This is a genomic window from Chryseobacterium sp. C39-AII1 (assembly GCF_039672645.1).
In the GTDB taxonomy this organism is placed as follows: domain Bacteria; phylum Bacteroidota; class Bacteroidia; order Flavobacteriales; family Weeksellaceae; genus Chryseobacterium.
Window position 1 is genome coordinate 197,980 of record NZ_JBDFPQ010000003.1, and the last position, 19,953, is coordinate 217,932.

The following is a 19,953-nucleotide window of genomic DNA, read 5'->3' on the forward strand; positions in this document are numbered from 1 at the left end:
GTTTCCAATGATATAACTCTTTCAAAAAATGAAAAATCAATCCCAAACATTGTTTCAAAAAGATTTGGTAAACGAAGCGATCAAACAGTCTTTCGTAAAACTGAATCCGAAAATCATGTTTAAAAATCCTGTCATGTTTCTGGTAGAAATCGGAACAGTGGTCATGCTTATCGTAAGCTTATTCAGCTTAACGGGTGACAAATCACAAGGCAGTTTTAGTTATAATTTTTTAGTATTTATCATCTTATTTTTCACCGTTTTATTTGCCAATTTCGCCGAAGCCATCGCCGAAGCAAGAGGAAAAGCACAAGCAGACACACTGAGAAAAACCCGTGAAGAAACTCCCGCAAAAGTTGTTGTTGAAAACAAACAGGGATTTCAGGTAGAAACCGTTTTAAAAAAATCTGCAGACATGAAACTGGGCGATATTTTCCTTTGTGAAACAGGCGACCAAATTCCAATGGACGGGGAGATTATCGAAGGTTTAGCAACCATTGACGAATCTGCCATCACAGGAGAAAGTGCTCCCGTAATTCGTGAAGCGGGAGGTGATAAAAGTTCGGTAACAGGTGGTACAAAAGTGCTTTCCGACAGAATAAAAGTGAAAGTCACCACAAAACCTGGAGAATCTTTCTTAGATAAGATGATTGCCCTTGTAGAAGGTGCTTCAAGACAAAAAACACCTAACGAAATCGCATTAACCATACTTTTAGCAGGGTTTACCCTCACATTCATAATCGTTACAGTTACTTTAAAACCCTTTGCAGACTATGCGCAGACGCCAATTACCATTGCGGCATTTATATCACTTTTCGTTTGTTTGATTCCCACAACGATTGGCGGTCTGCTTTCTGCAATCGGAATCGCAGGAATGGACAGAGCGTTAAGAGCCAATGTCATTACAAAAAGCGGAAAAGCTGTTGAAACAGCAGGAGACATCGATGTTTTACTTCTTGATAAAACAGGAACTATTACGATTGGAAATCGTAAAGCAACCCAATTTCATCCTTCCAACGGAATTGAGCTTGATGAATTTATTAAAGCTTCGGCATTGAGTTCTGTTGCCGATGAAACACCGGAAGGAAAATCCATTATAGAATTAAGTCAGTTAAAATCCGAAGATTTACTCGTTCCCAATCCGGTTTATATCGATTTTACGGCTGAAACCAGAACTTCAGGTATCGATTTTGAAAACACAAGAATCCGAAAAGGAGCCTATGATACGATTAAAAAGCTAACAGAAAAAGCCGGAAATATTTTCCCTCCAGAAACTCAGGAAGCCACGACTAAAATTTCTGAAAATGGCGGAACTCCATTAGTGGTTTCCGTAAATGAGCAGGTTTGGGGCGTGATTGAACTTCAGGATATCATCAAAACAGGAATTCAGGAGCGTTTTCAACGATTGAGAAAAATGGGTGTGAAAACGGTAATGGTAACGGGTGACAATCCTTTAACCGCAAAATTTATCGCAGAAAAAGCAGGTGTTGATGATTTTATTGCCGAAGCCAAACCTGAAGATAAAATGAATTACATCAAAAAAGAGCAACAGGAAGGAAAATTGGTGGCGATGATGGGCGACGGAACGAATGATGCTCCTGCTCTAGCCCAAGCTGATGTCGGCGTTGCAATGAACAGCGGAACTCAGGCTGCCAAAGAGGCCGGAAATATGGTGGACTTGGATAATGACCCGACTAAATTGATTGAAATCGTAGAAATCGGAAAACAGCTTTTAATGACTCGCGGAACGTTGACGACTTTCAGTATTGCGAACGATGTTGCTAAATATTTTGCCATAATTCCGGCATTGTTTATCACGTTTATTCCCGCACTTCAAAAGCTGAATATCATGAATCTTCACAGTCCGGAATCTGCAATTTTATCAGCCATTATTTTTAATGCGATTATTATTCCTTTCCTTATTCCATTGGCTTTGAAAGGCGTTGCTTACAAACCGATCGGAGCAAGTGCATTGTTAAGAAGAAATCTTTTGATTTACGGTTTAGGCGGAATTATTGTTCCATTCATCGGAATAAAATTGATCGACTTGTTTATCAGTTTGTTCTTTTAAAAGCTGGGAGTTTGAAGCTGGAGGCTGGAAGTATAAAACACACTGCAAAACTTCCATCATCCCTCTCCCATCTTCCATCCAATTAATTCAAAAATTTAATTCAAAAATGAAAAATCATATTCTATCCGCATTAAGATTGACACTTGTTATGCTTGTTATCGTTGGAATTTATTTAGGTATTGTTTACGCAGGTTCTAAAGTTTTACCAACACAGGGAAATGCAGAAATCATCAATTATAAAGGGCAGAAATTCTACGCAAACATTGGACAGAGTTTTACTTCTCCAAAATATTTTCACGGTCGCCCTTCTGCGGTAGATTACAATGCAGCAGGAAGTGCGGGAAGCAATAAAGCCCCAAGTAATCAAGAATATTTGAAAATGGTTCAAAAGAGAATTGATACGCTGAAAATGCAAAATCCAGACATGGAAAACATAAAAGTTCCTGTTGAACTGGTCACTGCAAGCGGAAGCGGCCTTGATCCGGATATTTCTCCAGAAGGTGCTTTATATCAAATTAAAAGAGTTTCAAAAATTAGACATATTTCTATCGAAAAATTAGAAAATTTAATTAAAAAACAAACGGAAACTTCTGTTTTTGGGTCATCTAAAGTGAATGTCTTGAAATTGAATATTGCTTTGGATCAACTTCGATAATTTCTTTTGTCTTAAAACAAAAGAAACAAAAGTTCAAGACTTGGATTTGTCGGCTAAAAATTATTTCTGTTCTCTAAAAATTCTAAAACTCGCGCGGATTGAACATTTGGTTTATTAACAATTTTTTGTCCCACGCTCAAACAGCAGAATTTTCTTAACGTTCACAGAATTAATTTTCTTAACGCCTCCAACTCCTAAGTCGATTGCATAACGCTTTAAAATTTAACTACACAAAACAACACTGTTATCAATATTTATATAATGAAATCAACAACTATTCAGGCTATTTGTTTATTAGGATTATTTGCTTTAAATCCTATCAAAGCTCAGGAAATCAAACAAGATTCTGTTTCCCTGAAACCTAAAGATTCTTTAAAAACAAATGATTCTAAAATTCCATTTGACGGATACGATCTGACGTGGATCAACGGTCAAAACCGCCAGACAGACTTTCCTTTAACCTTAAAAGATAAAGACGGAGAAACAATTTTAACAGGTGTAACTTACGTCGATGCCTATTACAACTACGATTTCCGAAATCCGAAAGATAATACACACACTGTTTCTTCTGCAATCGGGCGTTCGAATGAATTTACCATTAACATGGCAAGTATCGGTTTAGAAACGAATTACAAAAATATGATCGGTCGTTTGTGGCTTCAGTTCGGGCAGATGGGATCTATTGTTCAGGATCTGGATGGAAGTGTAAATCATGGGAAGAACACAAGTGTCAATAACTTAAAAAACATCCGGGAAGCAGCAGCAGGTTATCATTTCAACGTGATGCATGGTTTGAATGTCGAAGCCGGAATTTTCATGAGTTATATCGGTTTGGAAAGCTATGTTTTAGGTGAAAACTGGAATTACCAGAGAAGTTTGCCTTGCGATTTTACCCCTTTCTATTTTCAGGGAGCGCGAGTTCAGGCTTATCCTTCGAAAAAATATAAGGTTGAACTTTGGGTGTTGAACGGATGGCAAACCTACAATTCATGGAATAAAGGTCTTGGATTGGGCGTTTCTAATTATTACCGCCCGAATGAAAATCTACAATTGGTTGCCAATTTTTATTTAAACGGAAAGGACACGAGAAACAATCCCGATGTTCGTCGTTTTCACCATGACCACAGCATTGTTGCAAGATATTATCACAATAAGGAAAGTAACGGATTGTCACAAGCGGCGTTTAGTATCAACAACCATTACGGATTTCAGAGTGGTGGCGGCTTGAAGGCAAAAGACAATTATATGATCGGAACTTCGATTGCCAACAGACTTTGGTTCCATCAAAATAAAATTGCTTTATCTTTAAGGGCAGATGCTGTGTCCAACCCGGGAGCTTATCTTGCCTTCTCCCCTTCTCCGGTTGCGAATAATGATTTTAATGATGCTTTAGCAAAAGGTGAAAAATTGAAAATGTTTCAGGGAACTGCAACGGTTGACTTGATGCCGAATCAATTCGTAACTTTCAGATTGGAATACGGATTCAGAAAAAGCAATATCCCTTATTTCGCAGGGTCTGGAGGAACGACAAGTCGCGATGGATGGATCGACACGCCTGTTGATTCCTGGAGACCGGATTTGAGAAAATCGGACAGCAGATTGACTTTGGCTGTGATGTTTAGATTATAGTTAGATTAAAAATTGATCATTTTCTTTTGTCAAAAGAAACAAAAGTTCAAAACTTGGAAACGAAAGGCTAAAAATAATAATACTCTCTAAAAATTCTAAAACTCGCGCGGATTTAACACTGATTTATTAATAAATTTTTGTCCCGCGCTCAAACAGTAGAATTTTCTTAACGTTAACTTCATTTATTTTCTTAACGCTTTCGTTTCCTATGTCGTTTTAGTCTTTGCGAAGTAAAAATGCCTTTGCGAACCAAAAAACAACATATTTATCAAAAAAAAATCTTTGTGCTCTTTGCGTTTAAAAAATATGAATTCAGAAAAAAAAGAAGCAGAACATTTTTTAGAACTCATTCAAAAGTCCCGAAAAGGGAAGTTTAAAATTTACATCGGAATGAGTGCAGGCGTAGGAAAAACTTTTCGTATGCTTCAGGAAGCTCATGCTTTGCTACGGAATGGAATTGATGTAAAAATCGGCTATATCGAAACTCATAAAAGAGAAGAAACCGAAGCTTTGGTTGAAGGAATTCCTGAAATTCCCCGAAGATCTTCTTTCTATAAAGGTAAAAATTTGGAAGAAATGGACCTTCAAGCCATTATTAATACTCATCCCGAAGTGATTCTCGTGGATGAATTGGCACATTCTAACATCGAAGGTTCAAAAAATAAAAAACGATGGCAGGATGTTCTGGAAATTCTGGATAACGGAATCAATGTCATCAGTGCGATGAATATTCAGCATATTGAAAGTTTAAATGAAGAAGTTAAAAAAATAACAGGAATTGAAGTTTCTGAACGTGTTCCCGATAAAATTTTAGCCATAGCCGATGAAGTAGTGAATATTGATTTGACCGCCGATGAACTTTTAACACGATTGAAAGAAGGTAAAATTTACAAAAAGGAAAAAATTCAGACTGCTTTAAATAATTTCTTCCAAAGCGGACATATTTTACAGCTTCGTGAACTGGCTTTAAAAGAAGTCGCCACTCACGTTGAACGAAAAGTTGAAACAGAAATCAAAACGGAAAATTTTAAACCTATAAAATTTCTCGCCTGTATAAGCAGTAATGAAAAAATAGCGAAAAATATTATCCGAAAAACAGCAAGATTAGCAAGTTATTACAACAGTCCGTGGACGGTATTATACATTCAGAAGCCCTCTGAAAATCCTGAAAAAATTGCATTGAACAAACAGCGTTTCTTAATTAATAATTTTAATTTAGCACAGGAATTGGGGGCAAAAGTGATTCGATTGAAGGAAAACAGTATCCACAAAGGAATTTTGGGTTATGTGATTGAACACAATATCACAACAGTTTGTATCGGAAAACCTCATGCTCATCTTTTGCAGAGAATTTTTGGCTACAGCTGGATTTACACCTTAATGAACCGATTGAATGAAAGACAGATCGACATTATTATTTTATCTTAAAACACAATGAAATTAAAAACAAAACTCACACTCGGAGTAGGTCTTTTATTTGTGCTGATCGTTTTACTATCGGTGATTGGCTCTGTGTACATCAACAAATTAAAGTCGGATACCGAAAAAATTCTTACCGCCAATTACAACAGTCTGGAATTCTCCCAAAATATGCTCTTGGCTTTAGATAAAATAAAAACCGACAGCGCCATAGCTATTAAAGATTTTAAGAAAAATAATATTTTACAGGAAAAAAATTTAACTGAATTTGGAGAGAAAGAAGCTACTCAAAATTTAAACCTACATTTCAACAGTTATATTAAACAACCTTCACCTGAAAAAGAAAAACTAATTCGTGAAGATTTGGTTAAAATTATGTCGTTGAATATGAAAGGCATCGAGCGAAAAAGTGACATCGCCATCATCACCGCCGAAAATGCTACTTTCTGGATCGCCTGTTTGGGAACAATCTGCTTTTTGATTGCTGTTACTTTGCTGTTTAATCTTCCTCAAACGATTGCAGAACCAATCAATCAACTGACTTTCAGTATACGGCAAATTGCGAATAAAAATTATAACGAAAGGGTTCATTTTAAAGGAAGTGAAGAATTCAATGACCTTGCAAATTCCTTCAACGTAATGGCAGAAAAGCTTCAGGAATACGAAAGCAGCACACTTTCGAAACAATTGATGGATAAAAAACGCATCGAAACTTTGGTGAACAATATGCACGATGCTGTGATTGGCTTAGACGAAAATCATTTCATTTATATGATTAATGATGAGGCTCTGAAAATCACGAATTTAAACAAAGATGAAATCATTGGAAAAACCGTTCATGAAGTTGCTGTGAATAATGATTTAGTAAGAGAATTATTAAAAAACATCGACCATCCTCAAAAAGATCCTATTAAGATTGTTTCAGAAAATAAAGAAAATTATTTCGAGCAGGATATCATTCCGATTAATATTGTAAAGACAGGAGAAAAAGAAAAAAAATACATCGGAAAAGTAATTTTGCTTAGAAATATTACCCCTTTCAAAGAGCTTGATTTTGCGAAAACCAATTTTATTGCTACGATTTCTCATGAATTAAAAACGCCAATTTCATCAATGAAAATGGGTGTTCAGTTATTAGGAAATCAAAAATTTGGAACATTGAACGAACAGCAATTGGAATTATTAAACAGCATCAATGAAGACGGGCAGCGTTTATTGGATATAACAGGAGAATTGCTAAATTTATCTCAAGTTGAAACCGGAAATATCCGTTTGAATATTGAAAATTGTTCACCAAAAGAGATTGTTCAGACTGCTGTAAAAAATATTGAAAAACATGCCGAACAAAAAAATATTTCAATCAATACTCAAATTTTGTTGAATGATAACGATTTTGTTTCAGCAGATTTTGACAAAACCGTTTGGGTAATGAATAATTTCCTAAGCAACGCCATAAAACATTCTTTTCAGGATGAAAATATTCAAATTTTAGTTGAGAAAATTGATTCAAAAATAAAATTCAGCATTACAGATACAGGAAAAGGGATTGATGAAAAATATCACCGTCAGATTTTTGATCGTTATTTTCAGGTTCCTGGAGAACATCAAAACGGAACAGGATTAGGTTTAGCAATTTCCAAAAATTTCATTGAAAAACAACATGGTGAAATTGGCGTAAAAAGTTCGCCAAATGTAGGAAGTACTTTTTATTTTTCGTTGCCGATGGCTTAGTTATTTGCTAAATTTGAAATTATTAATTCAAAAATAGATACTTTCGGTTTATATGAAAGAAATACATTTTTATGCTAACAAAACTAGTAATCTATTACTATTCATTATTTCTACTTTATTTTGTTTTGCATTTATCTATTTTTATGATGATTTACAAAATGAAATTTCACTTAAAGTAATTGTTTTACATTTAACTTTTATGCTTTTTTTATTCATTTTTGTAGTTTCATTTCTTTTATTAATAAGAAGAAAACCATTGCTTACAATAACAGATGTACAAATTATAAGTTACAATATATTAAGAAAAAATAATACAGTAAATTTTAAAGATATTTCTAAGTTTTATATTTCAAAAAATACTTTTCGTGGAATAAAAACTACCGAATACATTTACATTGTTCTAAATAACTCTAAAGAAAAGAAATCCCTTTTTTTATTAGACCAACAAAATATTCAGGTTGATATTTTGAATGTAAAAGCAACAGATTTATTGAAAATACTAAATGATAGATTAAAATATGCCTGACAATTTATTTCTCTATTTCTTCATTGCTATAATCTTGTTTCATATCATCCCAGGGTTATTTTTTTTAAATCAGAAAAAGAAACTTGTTTCGATATATAAACAGAAAGATTCTATATTGTTAGAAAATATTGCTGGTACGATTATTACTGAAAATGGTTTCCTGAAAAAAAATTACAGATGGTGTAAATTTGATTTGATGATTAATCAAAATTCAATTTTTATATTTCCGAAAGATCTTTATTTTATTCCGGCTCGTGTAATTAATCTTATATTCTCATATTCCGATAAAGAAAATAATCCTAAACGAGCTGAACTTTTAAGAGATTTTAAAATTGGGAAAAACACTGTTGAATTAATTTATTATCCCAAAATTTTGCTAGCTCGATCTCAAAAAATTCAGCTAACGAATTTAACGCAAGAACAGATTTCTATTTTAGAAAATTCTTTTGATGGTAAAGTCAGAAGAATGAGATAGTCAAATTAAAAAACACCATTTAGCCCAATCATATTAGGAGACATATTTAGTTTCCATGCAATTTTTCCGGGAGCTTTATCTTTTTTTCTATTCATATATTTATAAGTTCCTTCTACCACAAAATAGCTGATTGCAGCACTTAGAAACACATCAGAGAAAAAATGGGCACCATCCCAAACTCTGGATAAAGGCGTAATTATTCCGACGCTGTAAATACCCGCTTTTACCCAAGGATTTGAAAACTGTTTTGCCAATGAAAACATGGTCGTTGCCACCAAAACCGTATGCCCAGACGGAAAAGATCTGTAATCGGCATCACCACTGAAAGGTTTGAAATAAAATTTTCCCTTCTCCGTTCCCGGTCTTGCTCTTCCGACTAATGTTTTTGAAAAAGTTTGTAACAGTCCCGCCGTCGTTGCCGAAGAAATCATTAAAACACCCGTATCCCGGATTTTATCATTCTTAGTAAAAAGTCCGGTAAGGTAAATGGCACTTGTTATTCCATAATTATTTTGCGGGCCACCAAAATAGTCACCGAATTTTTGGATCACATTAGGAACTTTGTCCCTTCTTTCCCTAAAAAATTTACTGGTATCATGATCCACAGAATAAAAAATAACGGTTCCTAAAGCCACACCGCCCAAATCTACCCAGTTTTTCTTTTCCCAAGAAAGAGGGCTCAGATAACTGTGGGCAATATTATTCACGATTTGTTTTCCATCTACTACCAGCTGTCTTCCAATGCTATTTTTTTTCGGTAAAGCCACAGAATCTTCCACAATAAGAGTATCAACTTCTATACTGTCTAGTTCCTGCGAAAAAAATAAATTGGAAATAAAGAATAACATCAAGGTCAAAATCTGCTTCATTAGGTATTTTTCTTTTAGAATCCACAAATTTACAAATTAAGCACACTTACTTTTTAAGTTTTAATTAAAAAAATAATGATTTCAATTTTACAAGATTTTCATTTTTTTTATTGATTATCTCAAAATTTATTACCTTTAAAAGATGACATCAATCCAAACCATTTATCAGGAAACCTTAAAATTTGCAGCTCAAAAGCATACCGATAAAAATCAAACAATTCCGGGAACCAACCTGCCTTATGTTGTTCATATAAGCAATGTTGCGATGGAAATTTTGGTAGCTTTCGAGAAAGCGCCTCACTTTAATCTGGAATTTGCGATACAGCTTGCTTTACTTCATGATTGTTTGGAAGATACCAATACAACATTGGAAGAACTTCAACATCATTTTGGAAAACAGCTTGCTGAAGGAGTTTTGGCTTTAACAAAAAATTCAGACCTTAAAAAAGATGAAAAAATGATGGACAGCCTGCAAAGAATCAAACAACAACCTTCGGAAGTATGGGCTGTAAAATTGGCTGATCGAATTACCAATCTTCAACCTCCTCCTCTTCACTGGTCTGAGGAAAAAATAAAAAACTATAAAGCAGAAGCTATTATTATTTTAAATGAACTTCGTGGTGGAAACGAATATTTGGAAAACAGGTTGAAAGAAAAAATAGAAAATTATGCCCAATAATCAACAGAACGCCAATTTTTTTGAAACACCGGAAAAATTCAGAAAATGGCTTGAGAAAAATCATCATCTGGAAAAGGAATTGTTGGTTGGTTTTTATAAAGTGGGAAGCGGAAAACCTTCTATGAATTGGTCGCAATCTGTCGATCAGGCTTTATGTTTTGGCTGGATTGACGGTGTGAGAAAGTCTATTGATCATGAAAGTTACAGCATACGCTTCACACCAAGAAAATCAACGAGCATTTGGAGTGCCGTCAATATCAAAAAAATGGAAGAACTCACAAAATCCGGATTGATGAGACCTGAAGGTTTGAAAGCTTTTGAATTGAGAAAACCGGAGAGATCTGCCATTTATTCTCATGAAAAAGAGTTGGTAACGCTTTATCCTGACTACGAAAAGCAATTTAAAGCCAATGAAAAAGCCTGGGGGTTTTTCAATAGTCAGGCACCGTCTTATAAAAAGGTCATTTTACATTGGATTACGAGTGCAAAACAGGAGAAAACGAGATTGTCGAGGTTGGAAAAGACGATTAAAGAGAGTGAATTGGGGAAAAGAATTTCATTTTATGGTTGATTCTTAACTTTCATTATTTCTGCATATAGTCAAAAAACATGAATCGCCTTTTGTTTACTTTAATCTTATTATTCCTTTTATCTTGCGCAAAACAAGAAAATTTTTCATTGAACAAACTTGAGGTTGGAAAAGTAAAATTTGAATATTCTTCCGATTGGAAATTTACAAAATTGAAGGGCATAGATTCTTATTTTTCTTATCTTTCAAAAGATGAGGATACCATTTGGATTGAATATGGAATGTACAATCCAAAAATATACAAGCAATCCATACAAAATAATCTCTTCAAACAAGTTACCATCAATGAAAGAGAAGTTATTTTGGAAGTTTCTAAAGATCCGAAAGTTGGTTTTGCTTCAATGTACATTCCAAAAGTAGACTCCAAAAATGGATTGTATATATTTAATAAGAAAGGAAATATTCAAGAGGTTTTGGATATCTATAAAACGATCCAACTAGGAAATTCTACACGAAAATCTTCATTTGAATTTAATTTTAAAGAATTTACAAACAAAAATCATCCACCTGGAATTGTTGCTTATGAAAATAACTGTTTGGGCTGCCATTCTGAATTTCGTTATGAAATAGGTCCACCACTCGATCAAAAATTTCTTCATTTACAAGGTAAATCTTGGCTTGAAAATTATATTTACTCTAAGAAAAAATCTGGCGAATATAATATTGAATGCACTCAGATTTCAAAAAAAGAATCAGAGTCAGTAAATGAAATGTTGAAATATTTATTTCAAAAATAGTTCAATGTATTTTGTTTTTTAGCTTAAAATATTATTATACCTTTGATTTTTCAATAAAGTTTAAAATAATTATGAATACAGGGATATTAGATTTTTGGGTAGGAAATTTCAACAGTGAAGAAGATTTTTATGATTTTGTGGAAGAGGATGAAAAATTTTATCTCGAAGAAGATTCTGATGATATTTTTGTATCAAAATTTGCAGAAACACAGGATACCATTTGGTTTGATCAGGATTTAATAGAATATGGTTTTGAAGATGGCAATACGAGTATTTATGAAAAATTTGCCAACTATTCTTTTGCAGAGCAATGGCTGCCGATCTTGATTAACAGATTGAATGAAATTAATCCTGATTTTGATATCAATTCTTTAGTATTTGTAAGCGGCGGACAAGTTCCTAAGCCTGTTTCCGTAGAAAATGATTTCTTCTCGCTGACCTATATTGGCGGGATTGAATATGAATTTTAAATGAAAATATACTCTACAATACAAATTGGTGACTATCATACCAATCAATGTGAAGATGCTTTAGTAATAAAAAATGTTGGAAACGACAGGATTATAATGGCGGTTATGGACGGATGTACGACCGCTATGGAAAGTCATTTTGCATCAACATTGGTCTGTAAAATTTTAAGAAAAATTGCAACAGAAATAAGTTACAGAGAATTATACGAAAAGTCTCTAATAAATTTTAACGCAGATCTTGAACTTCAGGAAATTTTAAAAAGTCTTTTTAAAGAACTCGTTTTGGTAAAAAATCAACTTTTACTGGATGAAAAAGAATTACTAACAACGCTAATCATTGTGCTTTATCACAAGAAAAAAAAGCAAGGTATTGCAATTACGATTGGCGACGGAATAGTATCTATTGACGGAGAAATATTTGATTTTAATCAAGATAACAAACCCGATTATTTAGGATTTCATTTAAAAGAAAATTTTGATGGTTGGTATAATAATCAGACTCAAAAAATATTTTTTAATGATATTAAAGACCTTTCTATTTCAACAGATGGAATATTGACTTTTTCGAAAATAAAAAGAACTGATCATGAAGATTCGATTGATCCGTTACATGATTTATTGATTGACAAAGCGAATAATTCTTCTGATGAAATGCTGAATATGAAAGTAAAAAAACTTGAAAATCATTATGGTTTGAAGCCAACCGATGATATTGCAATAATTCGAATGATCGAAGAATAAAAATGTAAAAACTTCCGCCTTTCAGCGGAAGTTTTCTTGTAAAACCAATATTTTCCTTCAACTATAAAGGAATATGCTCTACGGTCAGTTTTTGTCCATTCACCGTAATGGAATAGATAAAAAGTGACGGCGTTAATGTAACGATATCTACAATTCGCGTAAAAATAATTTCACCCGAACCATTTGTATTTTTTCCAACTAAAATTCTTCTTTTACCATCTGCAGTTATCGACCAATCCCCAATTGATCTCACCGAACCATCAAAATTGGTGATGATATAGGTTCCATCCATCTTATATTCCGCATTACCTACAAAACTCATATTGGATGCCGTAACATTGGCGCCATTAGCATCTTTTACAATGGTTGTTTTCCATTTTTTTGATGCCAAAGTTTGGGATGGTGTGGTTTCAGAAACATACACAGTATCAGTTCCATTGCATGCAACAATTAAGGAACAAATCGCTGAAAGTGAAAGCACGAGAAACAGTGCAAGTTTAATTATTCTCATCAGTTTTATTTTACGTGTTTTTTTACAAACTTAAGATTAATTTTTTAACCTCCAAACAATACCAACAAAATGAAAACCAAACTCTTACTCTCGATTTAAATCTACAACCTTTAAATCAAAAATAATTTTTATTAAACCTAAATATTTCTTTTATAAAAGCATAAATTATTTATCTTTCAATGAAAAATTTATCTTGAAAATTATTTTTATTTTTTTGAATTGAATTACTTTTACATAAAAAATGCAAAAACTCGCTTTATTCTTACTCTTATTTTCCAATTTACTGATCGCACAAAATGACGGTTGGAATAAAATTAAAGAAGATATCTATCAAAAAACAGTTAAAGAGAATTCTAAAGAGACGGTAAAAGACCCCGATATTGTTGCATTTACCACTTATGGTTTTGCAAAAGGCGAAACTATTCAGTTGGATCCGGCAAAGCAAATAACCTCTGTACAGACCAGCTTTGAGGATTTAAAAAGCTTCATTAAAAGTGATTTAGACCTTAAAAAAGATTCTAAATATCTCGTTAAAATTCAAATGAAAGAACCTGAAAATTATAAATACAATATCTTTCTTTTAGATAAAATAACGAAACAAGATAAAGAGAAACTGGAACATTATCTGAAGAAAAATTATGATTTGACCAGCATCGAATATATTTCTAAAGAAGACGCAAAAAATAATGCAAAAAAAGAATTAGGAGTTGAGGAAGGCGATCTATTTGAAGAAGATGTTTTTCCTGCAAGTTTTCAACTTTACTCTAAAAAACCTCTCCAATTAGAACCTGTAACAAAGCTTTTTCCAAAAATAGTTGAAGATACAATTGATAATAATCAATTACCTAATTTTATTGTTTTTGATGTAAAGACATAAAAAAACTTCCATTTTTCGTGGAAGTTTTCTATGAAGATTTTTTTATATTTAATTCATTACTTCATATAGATAAGGAGGTCGAACTCCCATTGAAGGAACAACAAACGATCCTTTATTCGAGAAATAGGTAATAAATGAACTATCAGGATTTGATTTATCAGTATAAAAAATAATTTCAACCGACTTTATCTTATCTGAGTCATTTTTTATTTCGCCGATTTTATAATCTTCAAAAACGAAAGGATTATCATTAGGAAAGTCATAGTAGGTAATTTCTTTCCTGTTAAAATCTATGACTGCATTATTTTCTTTATCCTTGAATATTTTATGATCTTTAAAATAATTCTCAATATCCGTTTTATTATCAAACGGAATAAAAGGTATATTAGGATTACCAAACATAATATCATCAACCGAATCTACACTCATACCAAGCAATGTAAGCTTTCCTTTGTTTAAATTAAAATAAAAATTATAAAGTATTTGCTGTTTATTATCGATTGCTATTGCAGAATAATTACATAAAGTCTCAAGATTTTTATTGTCATCAAAAAATGATTCTGGATGAGAAGTGTAAGAATCATCAAAATCTTTAAGTGAAAACTCCCCTTTATTCTCGGTTACAAAAAAGCCTGTTTTAGCAAATCTGAAATCTCCCAAATAATCGGGTAATTTTTCAAATTCTATATTTTCAAAAATATCACTATTAAACCATGCAATTTTTTCATCTATACTTGCTTCGATCTGAAGTATTGGGTATGGACCGTCATGATAAAACAATGCCACACCCAATTTCTGATCTATATATTTATCTATTTTTGCTGATTGATGAGAATTAAAATCTTTTGCAAAACTTTCAAAAACAGAAACCGAATCAGATTTTACAGTCTCTTTAGTTTCTATCTTTTGAGTATCTTTCTTTACACTATTTTTATCTGGTTTCATCAACCAGAAAACTCCTAAAATTACACTTAGGAAAATAGCAATAAGAATATAAATTTTAGCTTTCATCACTCAGATAAATAATTAATGCGCTTCCAGCCAGTTATTTCCTACTCCAACTTCCACTAAAAGCGGAACTTGTGTTTCAACAGCATTTTCCATTTCTGTTTTGATGATATTTTTTGCCACTTCAACCTCATCAATTGGGGCTTCAAAAATTAATTCGTCATGCACCTGAAGCAACATTTTGGTCTGTAATTTTTCTTTTTCAAGCTCTTTCTGAATTTTAATCATCGCCATTTTCACCACATCCGCAGCACTTCCCTGAACCGGAGCATTAACGGCATTTCTTTCCGCGTGACCTCGCACCACAAAATTATTAGAATTGATATCTTTCAAATGACGTTTTCTTCCCAATAATGTTTCCACATAGCCTTGTTGACGAGCTTTATTTACCTGCTCCGCCATATATTCTTTTAATTTCGGATACGTTTCAAAATAGGCTTCGATCATCTGTTTGGCTTCCGTCCTCGATAATCCGGTTTGTTCTGCCAAAGCAAAAGCTCCCTGTCCATAAATAATTCCGAAGTTGACCGTTTTTGCCTGACTTCTCTGTGTTTTGGAAACTTCTTCCAACGGGATTTTAAACAATTTCGCCGCCGTGGAAGCGTGAATATCTTCACCTTGCTGGAAAGCTTTGATCATATTATCTTCACCGGAAATTTCAGCAATCAAACGAAGCTCAATCTGTGAATAATCGGCAGAAATAATCTTCTTTCCTTCACCCGAAACAAAGGCTCCACGAATCTGCTGACCTCTTAATGTACGGATCGGGATATTCTGTAAATTCGGATTTACACTCGCCAAACGACCTGTTGCCGCCGTAGTTTGTGAGAAATTGGTATGAACACGATTGTCCGTTTTTTCAATTTGAGAAGGCAATGCATCCACATACGTCGATTTCAACTTTTGATACGTTCTGTATTCCAGAATATGTTGAATGATTTCGTGTTTTGAAGCCAATTTTTGAAGAACATCTTCCGAAGTCGCGTACTGCCCTGTTTTGGTCTTTTTTGCCTTAGGGTCAAGCTGCATTTTATCAAACAAAATATCTCCTAACTGTCTTGGCGAGTTCATATTAAATTCTTCACCGGAAAGTTCGAATATTTTTGATTCTAACTGTTTTAAATCATTCTCTAAATCAACACTTTCCTGAGCCAGCCATTTTTCATCCAGAGAAATTCCGGCTAATTCCATTTTAGCTAAAACTTCCATCAGCTGCATTTCGATATTGAAGAATAATTCTTCTAAATTTTCCTTTTTCAACTGAGGTGCAAACAGCTCGTACAACTGGAAAGTTACGTCTGCATCTTCTGCAGCATAATCGGTTTGGGTTCTCAGATCTGCATCTCTGAAATTGCCTTGTTTTTTTCCTTTTTTACCGATAATAGTTTCGATGGAAACTGGCTTATAATTTAAATATACTTCTGAAAGATAATCCATTCCGTGTCTGCCATCCGGATTTAAAAGGTAATGGGCAATCATCGTGTCGAACATCGCTCCTTTCACCGTGATATTATATTTCTGAAGAACTTTATAATCGAATTTTAAATTGTGAGCGATCTTCAGCAAGTCTTCTTTTTCGAAAAACGGTCTGAAAATTTCCAACGTCTGCAATACTTCACCTTGATCTTCCGACAAAGGAATATAATACGCCAATCCTTTTTTATATGAAAAACTCATTCCTACCAATTCTGCTTCCAGCTCATTTAAAGAAGTGGTTTCTGTATCAAAACAAACGGCCCTTTGCTGCAATAAATTCTGAACTAATATTTTCTGAGCTTTTGGATTATTCACAAACTGATATAAATGATCGTTCTTTTCAATCGTTGATTTTGTGGAAGTTGCCTGATCCAATTCTTCATACGTCGCAAAAAGATCGAGCTGGCCAACAGCCTGTGCTACTTTCTGCTGAGGAGTAGTTTCCGTAACTGCTACTTCTGCTTCTGTTGCCACAACTTTGGTAACAGCCGGAGCAAAAGCTCGGTAAAGATTTTCATATAATCGGGTGAATTCTATTTCATCGAAAACTTTCTTAGCCTGTTCAAAATCAGGAGTTTCCAGATCATATTGTTCTTGGTGAAACTCAATAGGAGCATCACAGATAATGGTTGCTAATTTTTTAGATAAAATTCCACGTTCTGCAGAAGCTTCTACTTTTTCTTTAAGTTTTCCTTTTAATTTATCGGTATTGGCTAATAGATTTTCAATGCTTCCGAATTCTTTCAGGAATTTCATGGCTGTTTTTTCACCAACACCGTCCAATCCTGGGATATTATCTACCGCATCCCCCATCATCGCTAAATAATCGATCACCTGTTTCGGATCGTCAATTTCATATTTAGCCTTCACTTCTTCTACGCCTAAAATCTCAATATCGCCACCTTTTAAGCCCGGTTTATACATTTTGATTTTATCGGTCACCAATTGGGCAAAATCTTTATCAGGAGTCACCATAAACGTTGTATAGCCTTCTTTTTCAGCTTTGCAGGCAATGGTTCCGATAACATCATCCGCTTCATAACCTTCAACACCTAAATACGGAATGTGCATCGCCTCCAAAATCCTGTGAATATATGGAACGGCAATCTTGATAGCTTCCGGAGTTTCGCTTCTGTTGGCTTTGTATTCAGCGAAATCTTCAGTTCTTACACTCGCCTGCCCGACATCGAAAACAACAGCCAAATGCGTGGGTCTTTCCCTTCTAATTAATTCAATCAAAGAATTGGTAAAACCAAATATTGCAGATGTGTCTATTCCTGTACTCGTTATCCTCGGACTTCTGATTAATGCATAATATCCTCTGAAAATCATCGCATAAGCATCGATGAGAAACAGTCTTTTATCTTGTATTGCCTCCATATTTTCCATAAGGAACAAATATAAGGATTCTATCTTTTTCTTTTGTGTCGAATTAAAAATTCAGGATTTAATAATAGTTTGAATTGTCATTCTGAAAGAATCTAATCTTCAATTCTAATTAAATATTTTTCTTTTGTCTTGAAACAAAAGAAACAAAAATTCAAGACTTGGAAACTTTCGCTAAAAATTAAAACTTAATCCTAAAATTCCCAAAACTTGTGCGAATTCAGAAATGGTTTTTCAATTCAAGATTATGGTCGCGCTTCAAACAATGGGAATTTCTTAACGGATTAATTTTTAATTTTCTTAACGCTCCATTTTCCGAAGTCATTTTTATTGTGAAAAATTCCCCTCCTTTGGAGGGGTGGCGAAAATTCAAAGAATTTTTGACGGGGTGGTTTGCTTATCAGAATTGTAAAATTAAATGGTCTTTTGATTGGAACAACAAACTCTTCATTGTATATCTCTTCGTTATTACTGAAAACATTGCAAAGTTCATTTAAGCTAAAAAAAAGACCTCAAAAAAGAGGTCTTCCAATATTTCTTCAAATAAAATTTTAATCTAATTCTGCTCTGGAAAATAAATCCTGAATGGCTAATTCATCTTCGCAGATATTTTTAAAATCTAACACAAATTCTTTTAATTTTTCCGGATTGGTGGAATAGGCGCAGAACATATCTGCTTCGGGATCAAATTTTATTTCATCAGCAATTTCCGGTTTCTTTTCGTTTAAGAAAACTTTTGCCAAAGATGCCCAATCGTAGCCGTTTCCTTCAAAACCTTCATCTTTTCTCCAATCGAAAATATCCGGTTTGTAACTTCCTGCATTTAAACATACTGAAAAAGTTTTTTCTGAGGCTACCCAAAAAAAGGGCTTAATGGTTGTTTCAAAATTGTATGCTTCCATATTTTTTGGTGATTAAAAAATGAAAACTAAAGATAGGTATTTCCTAAAAGTAAGCCACAGATTGAATGCTTAAAAAAGTGTTAAAATAACTTCAAAAATTCTTTAATCTCTTGTATCAAAATTCAAATTATTGAAAGAATTAATCATAATTTGAAGGCATCTTCTGTTCACTTCCCAAAAGTTATTCTGCAAATTTGGTTTTGGACCGATACATTCAAAATAGTACCATCCGATATTGGTTTTAATGATTACAGCAATAAAATTGGCATGGAAGTTTTCACTTTCAGAATCTAAATTTCCAGAAATATCATGTAAATTTTCAATGTGAGGATTTTGAATTTCGTGGGTTTCCAAAGCATTAATTTCAGATAAATTAATTTTTAAATCATTAATAATTGTGAAACGACTAATCTGTGAGTTTATTAAATCTTCTACATTTTGGAAGGCATCTGCTCTGTAAAAAAAGGAATTGATAGCTCCTTTATTTTTTCCATCTATAGTGTGTTCAAAAATATAATTAACAAAATTGTGATCAGAATTATTATTAAACTTAGCATCCCAGGATTGAGGAACGAAAAATTTTACAGGCTCTATATGCTCATCCATAAAAGGTGTGAGAAGTTCTGCCATTTGCCAGTCTGATTTATTGATTAAATCCCAATTGGTGACAATCTGTAAGATCGTGTGGCTTAATTCTTCATAATCATTTGCTTCACAAGTTGCTTTTATACAAAAATAGTTTGCACCACCTTTTCTATTATTATAATCCTTCAAAACGGTATAGCGGGAAACAATATCATTTCCTCCAATTTCTCTTCTGCAAAGAACATCTATATAATTACCCGTACTTTTTCCTTTTATAATTCTTTCTGCAACAATTTCTTCTCCCATGATTGCGAGTTTCTTCTTCAACCAGTCTGAAGCATTCATTTCAAACTCATAATGTTCGTAAGCTACCTGAACCTCAAGATAAGCCCCCTCTTTTTCACGAACATACTGACCGATATTCGTTAATGAAAGTTCATTTATTGTAAAAGGCTCCAGCTTATTGGGTTTCACATTATTTGGAAGAATCACCCAATAATGCAAGTTTTCTTCACCATGGGTATAGAGACATTTCCAGAAATTTCCCTGAAGATAATCTTTTGCATACGTTTGTTCTACAGGAAAACTGTAATTAATATTTTTATCAATCATTTTACTTT

At 33.5% G+C, this 19,953-nt stretch carries 19 protein-coding genes; 13 read left to right on the forward strand and 6 right to left on the reverse strand.

Going from position 1 to position 19,953, the window contains the following annotated elements; translation table 11 throughout:
* Positions 1-28 precede the first annotated feature (28 nt).
* The 7 genes from kdpB to ABEG63_RS06585 all read left to right on the forward strand — a co-directional run bounded on the left by kdpB (position 29) and on the right by ABEG63_RS06585 (position 8,503).
* Complete coding sequence (gene kdpB / locus ABEG63_RS06555; protein ID WP_346583856.1) at positions 29-2,068, forward strand: potassium-transporting ATPase subunit KdpB; 2,040 nt, start codon at positions 29-31, stop codon at positions 2,066-2,068.
* A 106-nt stretch (positions 2,069-2,174) separates the two neighbouring features.
* Complete coding sequence (kdpC, locus tag ABEG63_RS06560) at positions 2,175-2,723, forward strand: potassium-transporting ATPase subunit KdpC (protein WP_346583857.1); 549 nt, start codon at positions 2,175-2,177, stop codon at positions 2,721-2,723.
* A gap of 261 nt (positions 2,724-2,984) precedes the next feature.
* Positions 2,985-4,352 carry an outer membrane beta-barrel protein gene (locus ABEG63_RS06565; RefSeq protein ID WP_346583858.1) on the forward strand — a complete coding sequence of 456 codons (1,368 nt, stop codon included), beginning with the start codon at positions 2,985-2,987 and terminating at the stop codon, positions 4,350-4,352.
* Positions 4,353-4,658: 306 nt separating this feature from the next.
* A complete protein-coding gene (locus tag ABEG63_RS06570) occupies positions 4,659-5,780 on the forward strand; it encodes a sensor protein KdpD (RefSeq protein ID WP_346583859.1) in 1,122 nt (373 codons plus the stop codon).
* A gap of 6 nt (positions 5,781-5,786) precedes the next feature.
* Positions 5,787-7,502: an ATP-binding protein gene (locus tag ABEG63_RS06575; protein ID WP_346583860.1), complete on the forward strand. Its 1,716-nt coding sequence runs from the start codon at positions 5,787-5,789 to the stop codon at positions 7,500-7,502.
* A 52-nt stretch (positions 7,503-7,554) separates the two neighbouring features.
* A complete protein-coding gene (locus ABEG63_RS06580; protein WP_346583861.1) occupies positions 7,555-8,028 on the forward strand; it encodes an STM3941 family protein in 474 nt (157 codons plus the stop codon).
* Positions 8,021-8,503 carry a hypothetical protein gene (locus ABEG63_RS06585; RefSeq protein WP_346583862.1) on the forward strand — a complete coding sequence of 161 codons (483 nt, stop codon included), beginning with the start codon at positions 8,021-8,023 and terminating at the stop codon, positions 8,501-8,503. Before ABEG63_RS06580 ends, ABEG63_RS06585 begins: the two co-directional genes overlap by 8 nt.
* A gap of 5 nt (positions 8,504-8,508) precedes the next feature.
* Here ABEG63_RS06585 and ABEG63_RS06590 read toward each other — a convergent pair whose 3' ends face one another.
* Positions 8,509-9,372: a phosphatase PAP2 family protein gene (locus ABEG63_RS06590; RefSeq protein WP_346583863.1), complete on the reverse strand. Its 864-nt coding sequence runs from the start codon at positions 9,370-9,372 to the stop codon at positions 8,509-8,511.
* 142 nt (positions 9,373-9,514) lie between these two features.
* Between ABEG63_RS06590 and ABEG63_RS06595 the strand changes: the two genes are divergently transcribed.
* The 5 genes from ABEG63_RS06595 to ABEG63_RS06615 all read left to right on the forward strand — a co-directional run bounded on the left by ABEG63_RS06595 (position 9,515) and on the right by ABEG63_RS06615 (position 12,588).
* Positions 9,515-10,051, forward strand: coding sequence for an HD domain-containing protein (locus tag ABEG63_RS06595; protein ID WP_346583864.1), 537 nt, complete (start codon positions 9,515-9,517; stop codon positions 10,049-10,051).
* Positions 10,041-10,622: a YdeI/OmpD-associated family protein gene (locus tag ABEG63_RS06600; RefSeq protein ID WP_346583865.1), complete on the forward strand. Its 582-nt coding sequence runs from the start codon at positions 10,041-10,043 to the stop codon at positions 10,620-10,622. The genes ABEG63_RS06595 and ABEG63_RS06600 overlap by 11 nt, the downstream gene beginning before the upstream one ends.
* A 107-nt stretch (positions 10,623-10,729) precedes the next feature.
* Entirely contained in the window at positions 10,730-11,377 is a 648-nt protein-coding gene (locus tag ABEG63_RS06605; RefSeq protein ID WP_346583866.1) for a hypothetical protein, read from the forward strand.
* Positions 11,378-11,448: 71 nt separating this feature from the next.
* Entirely contained in the window at positions 11,449-11,847 is a 399-nt protein-coding gene (locus tag ABEG63_RS06610; protein WP_346583867.1) for an immunity 22 family protein, read from the forward strand.
* Positions 11,848-12,588 (forward strand): protein phosphatase 2C domain-containing protein, encoded by a 741-nt coding sequence (locus ABEG63_RS06615; RefSeq protein ID WP_346583868.1) that lies wholly within the window; start codon positions 11,848-11,850, stop codon positions 12,586-12,588.
* Between the two features lie 61 nt (positions 12,589-12,649).
* Here the strand turns inward: ABEG63_RS06615 and ABEG63_RS06620 are convergent, their stop codons facing one another.
* Complete coding sequence (locus ABEG63_RS06620; protein WP_346583869.1) at positions 12,650-13,099, reverse strand: DUF4822 domain-containing protein; 450 nt, start codon at positions 13,097-13,099, stop codon at positions 12,650-12,652.
* A 241-nt stretch (positions 13,100-13,340) separates the two neighbouring features.
* Between ABEG63_RS06620 and ABEG63_RS06625 the strand changes: the two genes are divergently transcribed.
* Positions 13,341-13,976 (forward strand): permease-like cell division protein FtsX, encoded by a 636-nt coding sequence (locus tag ABEG63_RS06625; RefSeq protein WP_346583870.1) that lies wholly within the window; start codon positions 13,341-13,343, stop codon positions 13,974-13,976.
* A gap of 48 nt (positions 13,977-14,024) precedes the next feature.
* On the opposite strand, the gene ABEG63_RS06630 is transcribed toward ABEG63_RS06625, so the two are convergent.
* From ABEG63_RS06630 to ABEG63_RS06645, 4 genes are all read right to left on the reverse strand, one after another.
* Positions 14,025-14,987, reverse strand: coding sequence for a hypothetical protein (locus ABEG63_RS06630; RefSeq protein WP_346583871.1), 963 nt, complete (start codon positions 14,985-14,987; stop codon positions 14,025-14,027).
* A gap of 15 nt (positions 14,988-15,002) precedes the next feature.
* Positions 15,003-17,840 carry a DNA polymerase I gene (polA, locus tag ABEG63_RS06635; protein WP_346583872.1) on the reverse strand — a complete coding sequence of 946 codons (2,838 nt, stop codon included), beginning with the start codon at positions 17,838-17,840 and terminating at the stop codon, positions 15,003-15,005.
* Between the two features lie 557 nt (positions 17,841-18,397).
* A complete protein-coding gene (locus tag ABEG63_RS06640; RefSeq protein ID WP_267405021.1) occupies positions 18,398-18,748 on the reverse strand; it encodes an immunity 51 family protein in 351 nt (116 codons plus the stop codon).
* A gap of 102 nt (positions 18,749-18,850) precedes the next feature.
* Complete coding sequence (locus ABEG63_RS06645; protein ID WP_346583873.1) at positions 18,851-19,945, reverse strand: hypothetical protein; 1,095 nt, start codon at positions 19,943-19,945, stop codon at positions 18,851-18,853.
* Positions 19,946-19,953: the final 8 nt, after the last annotated feature.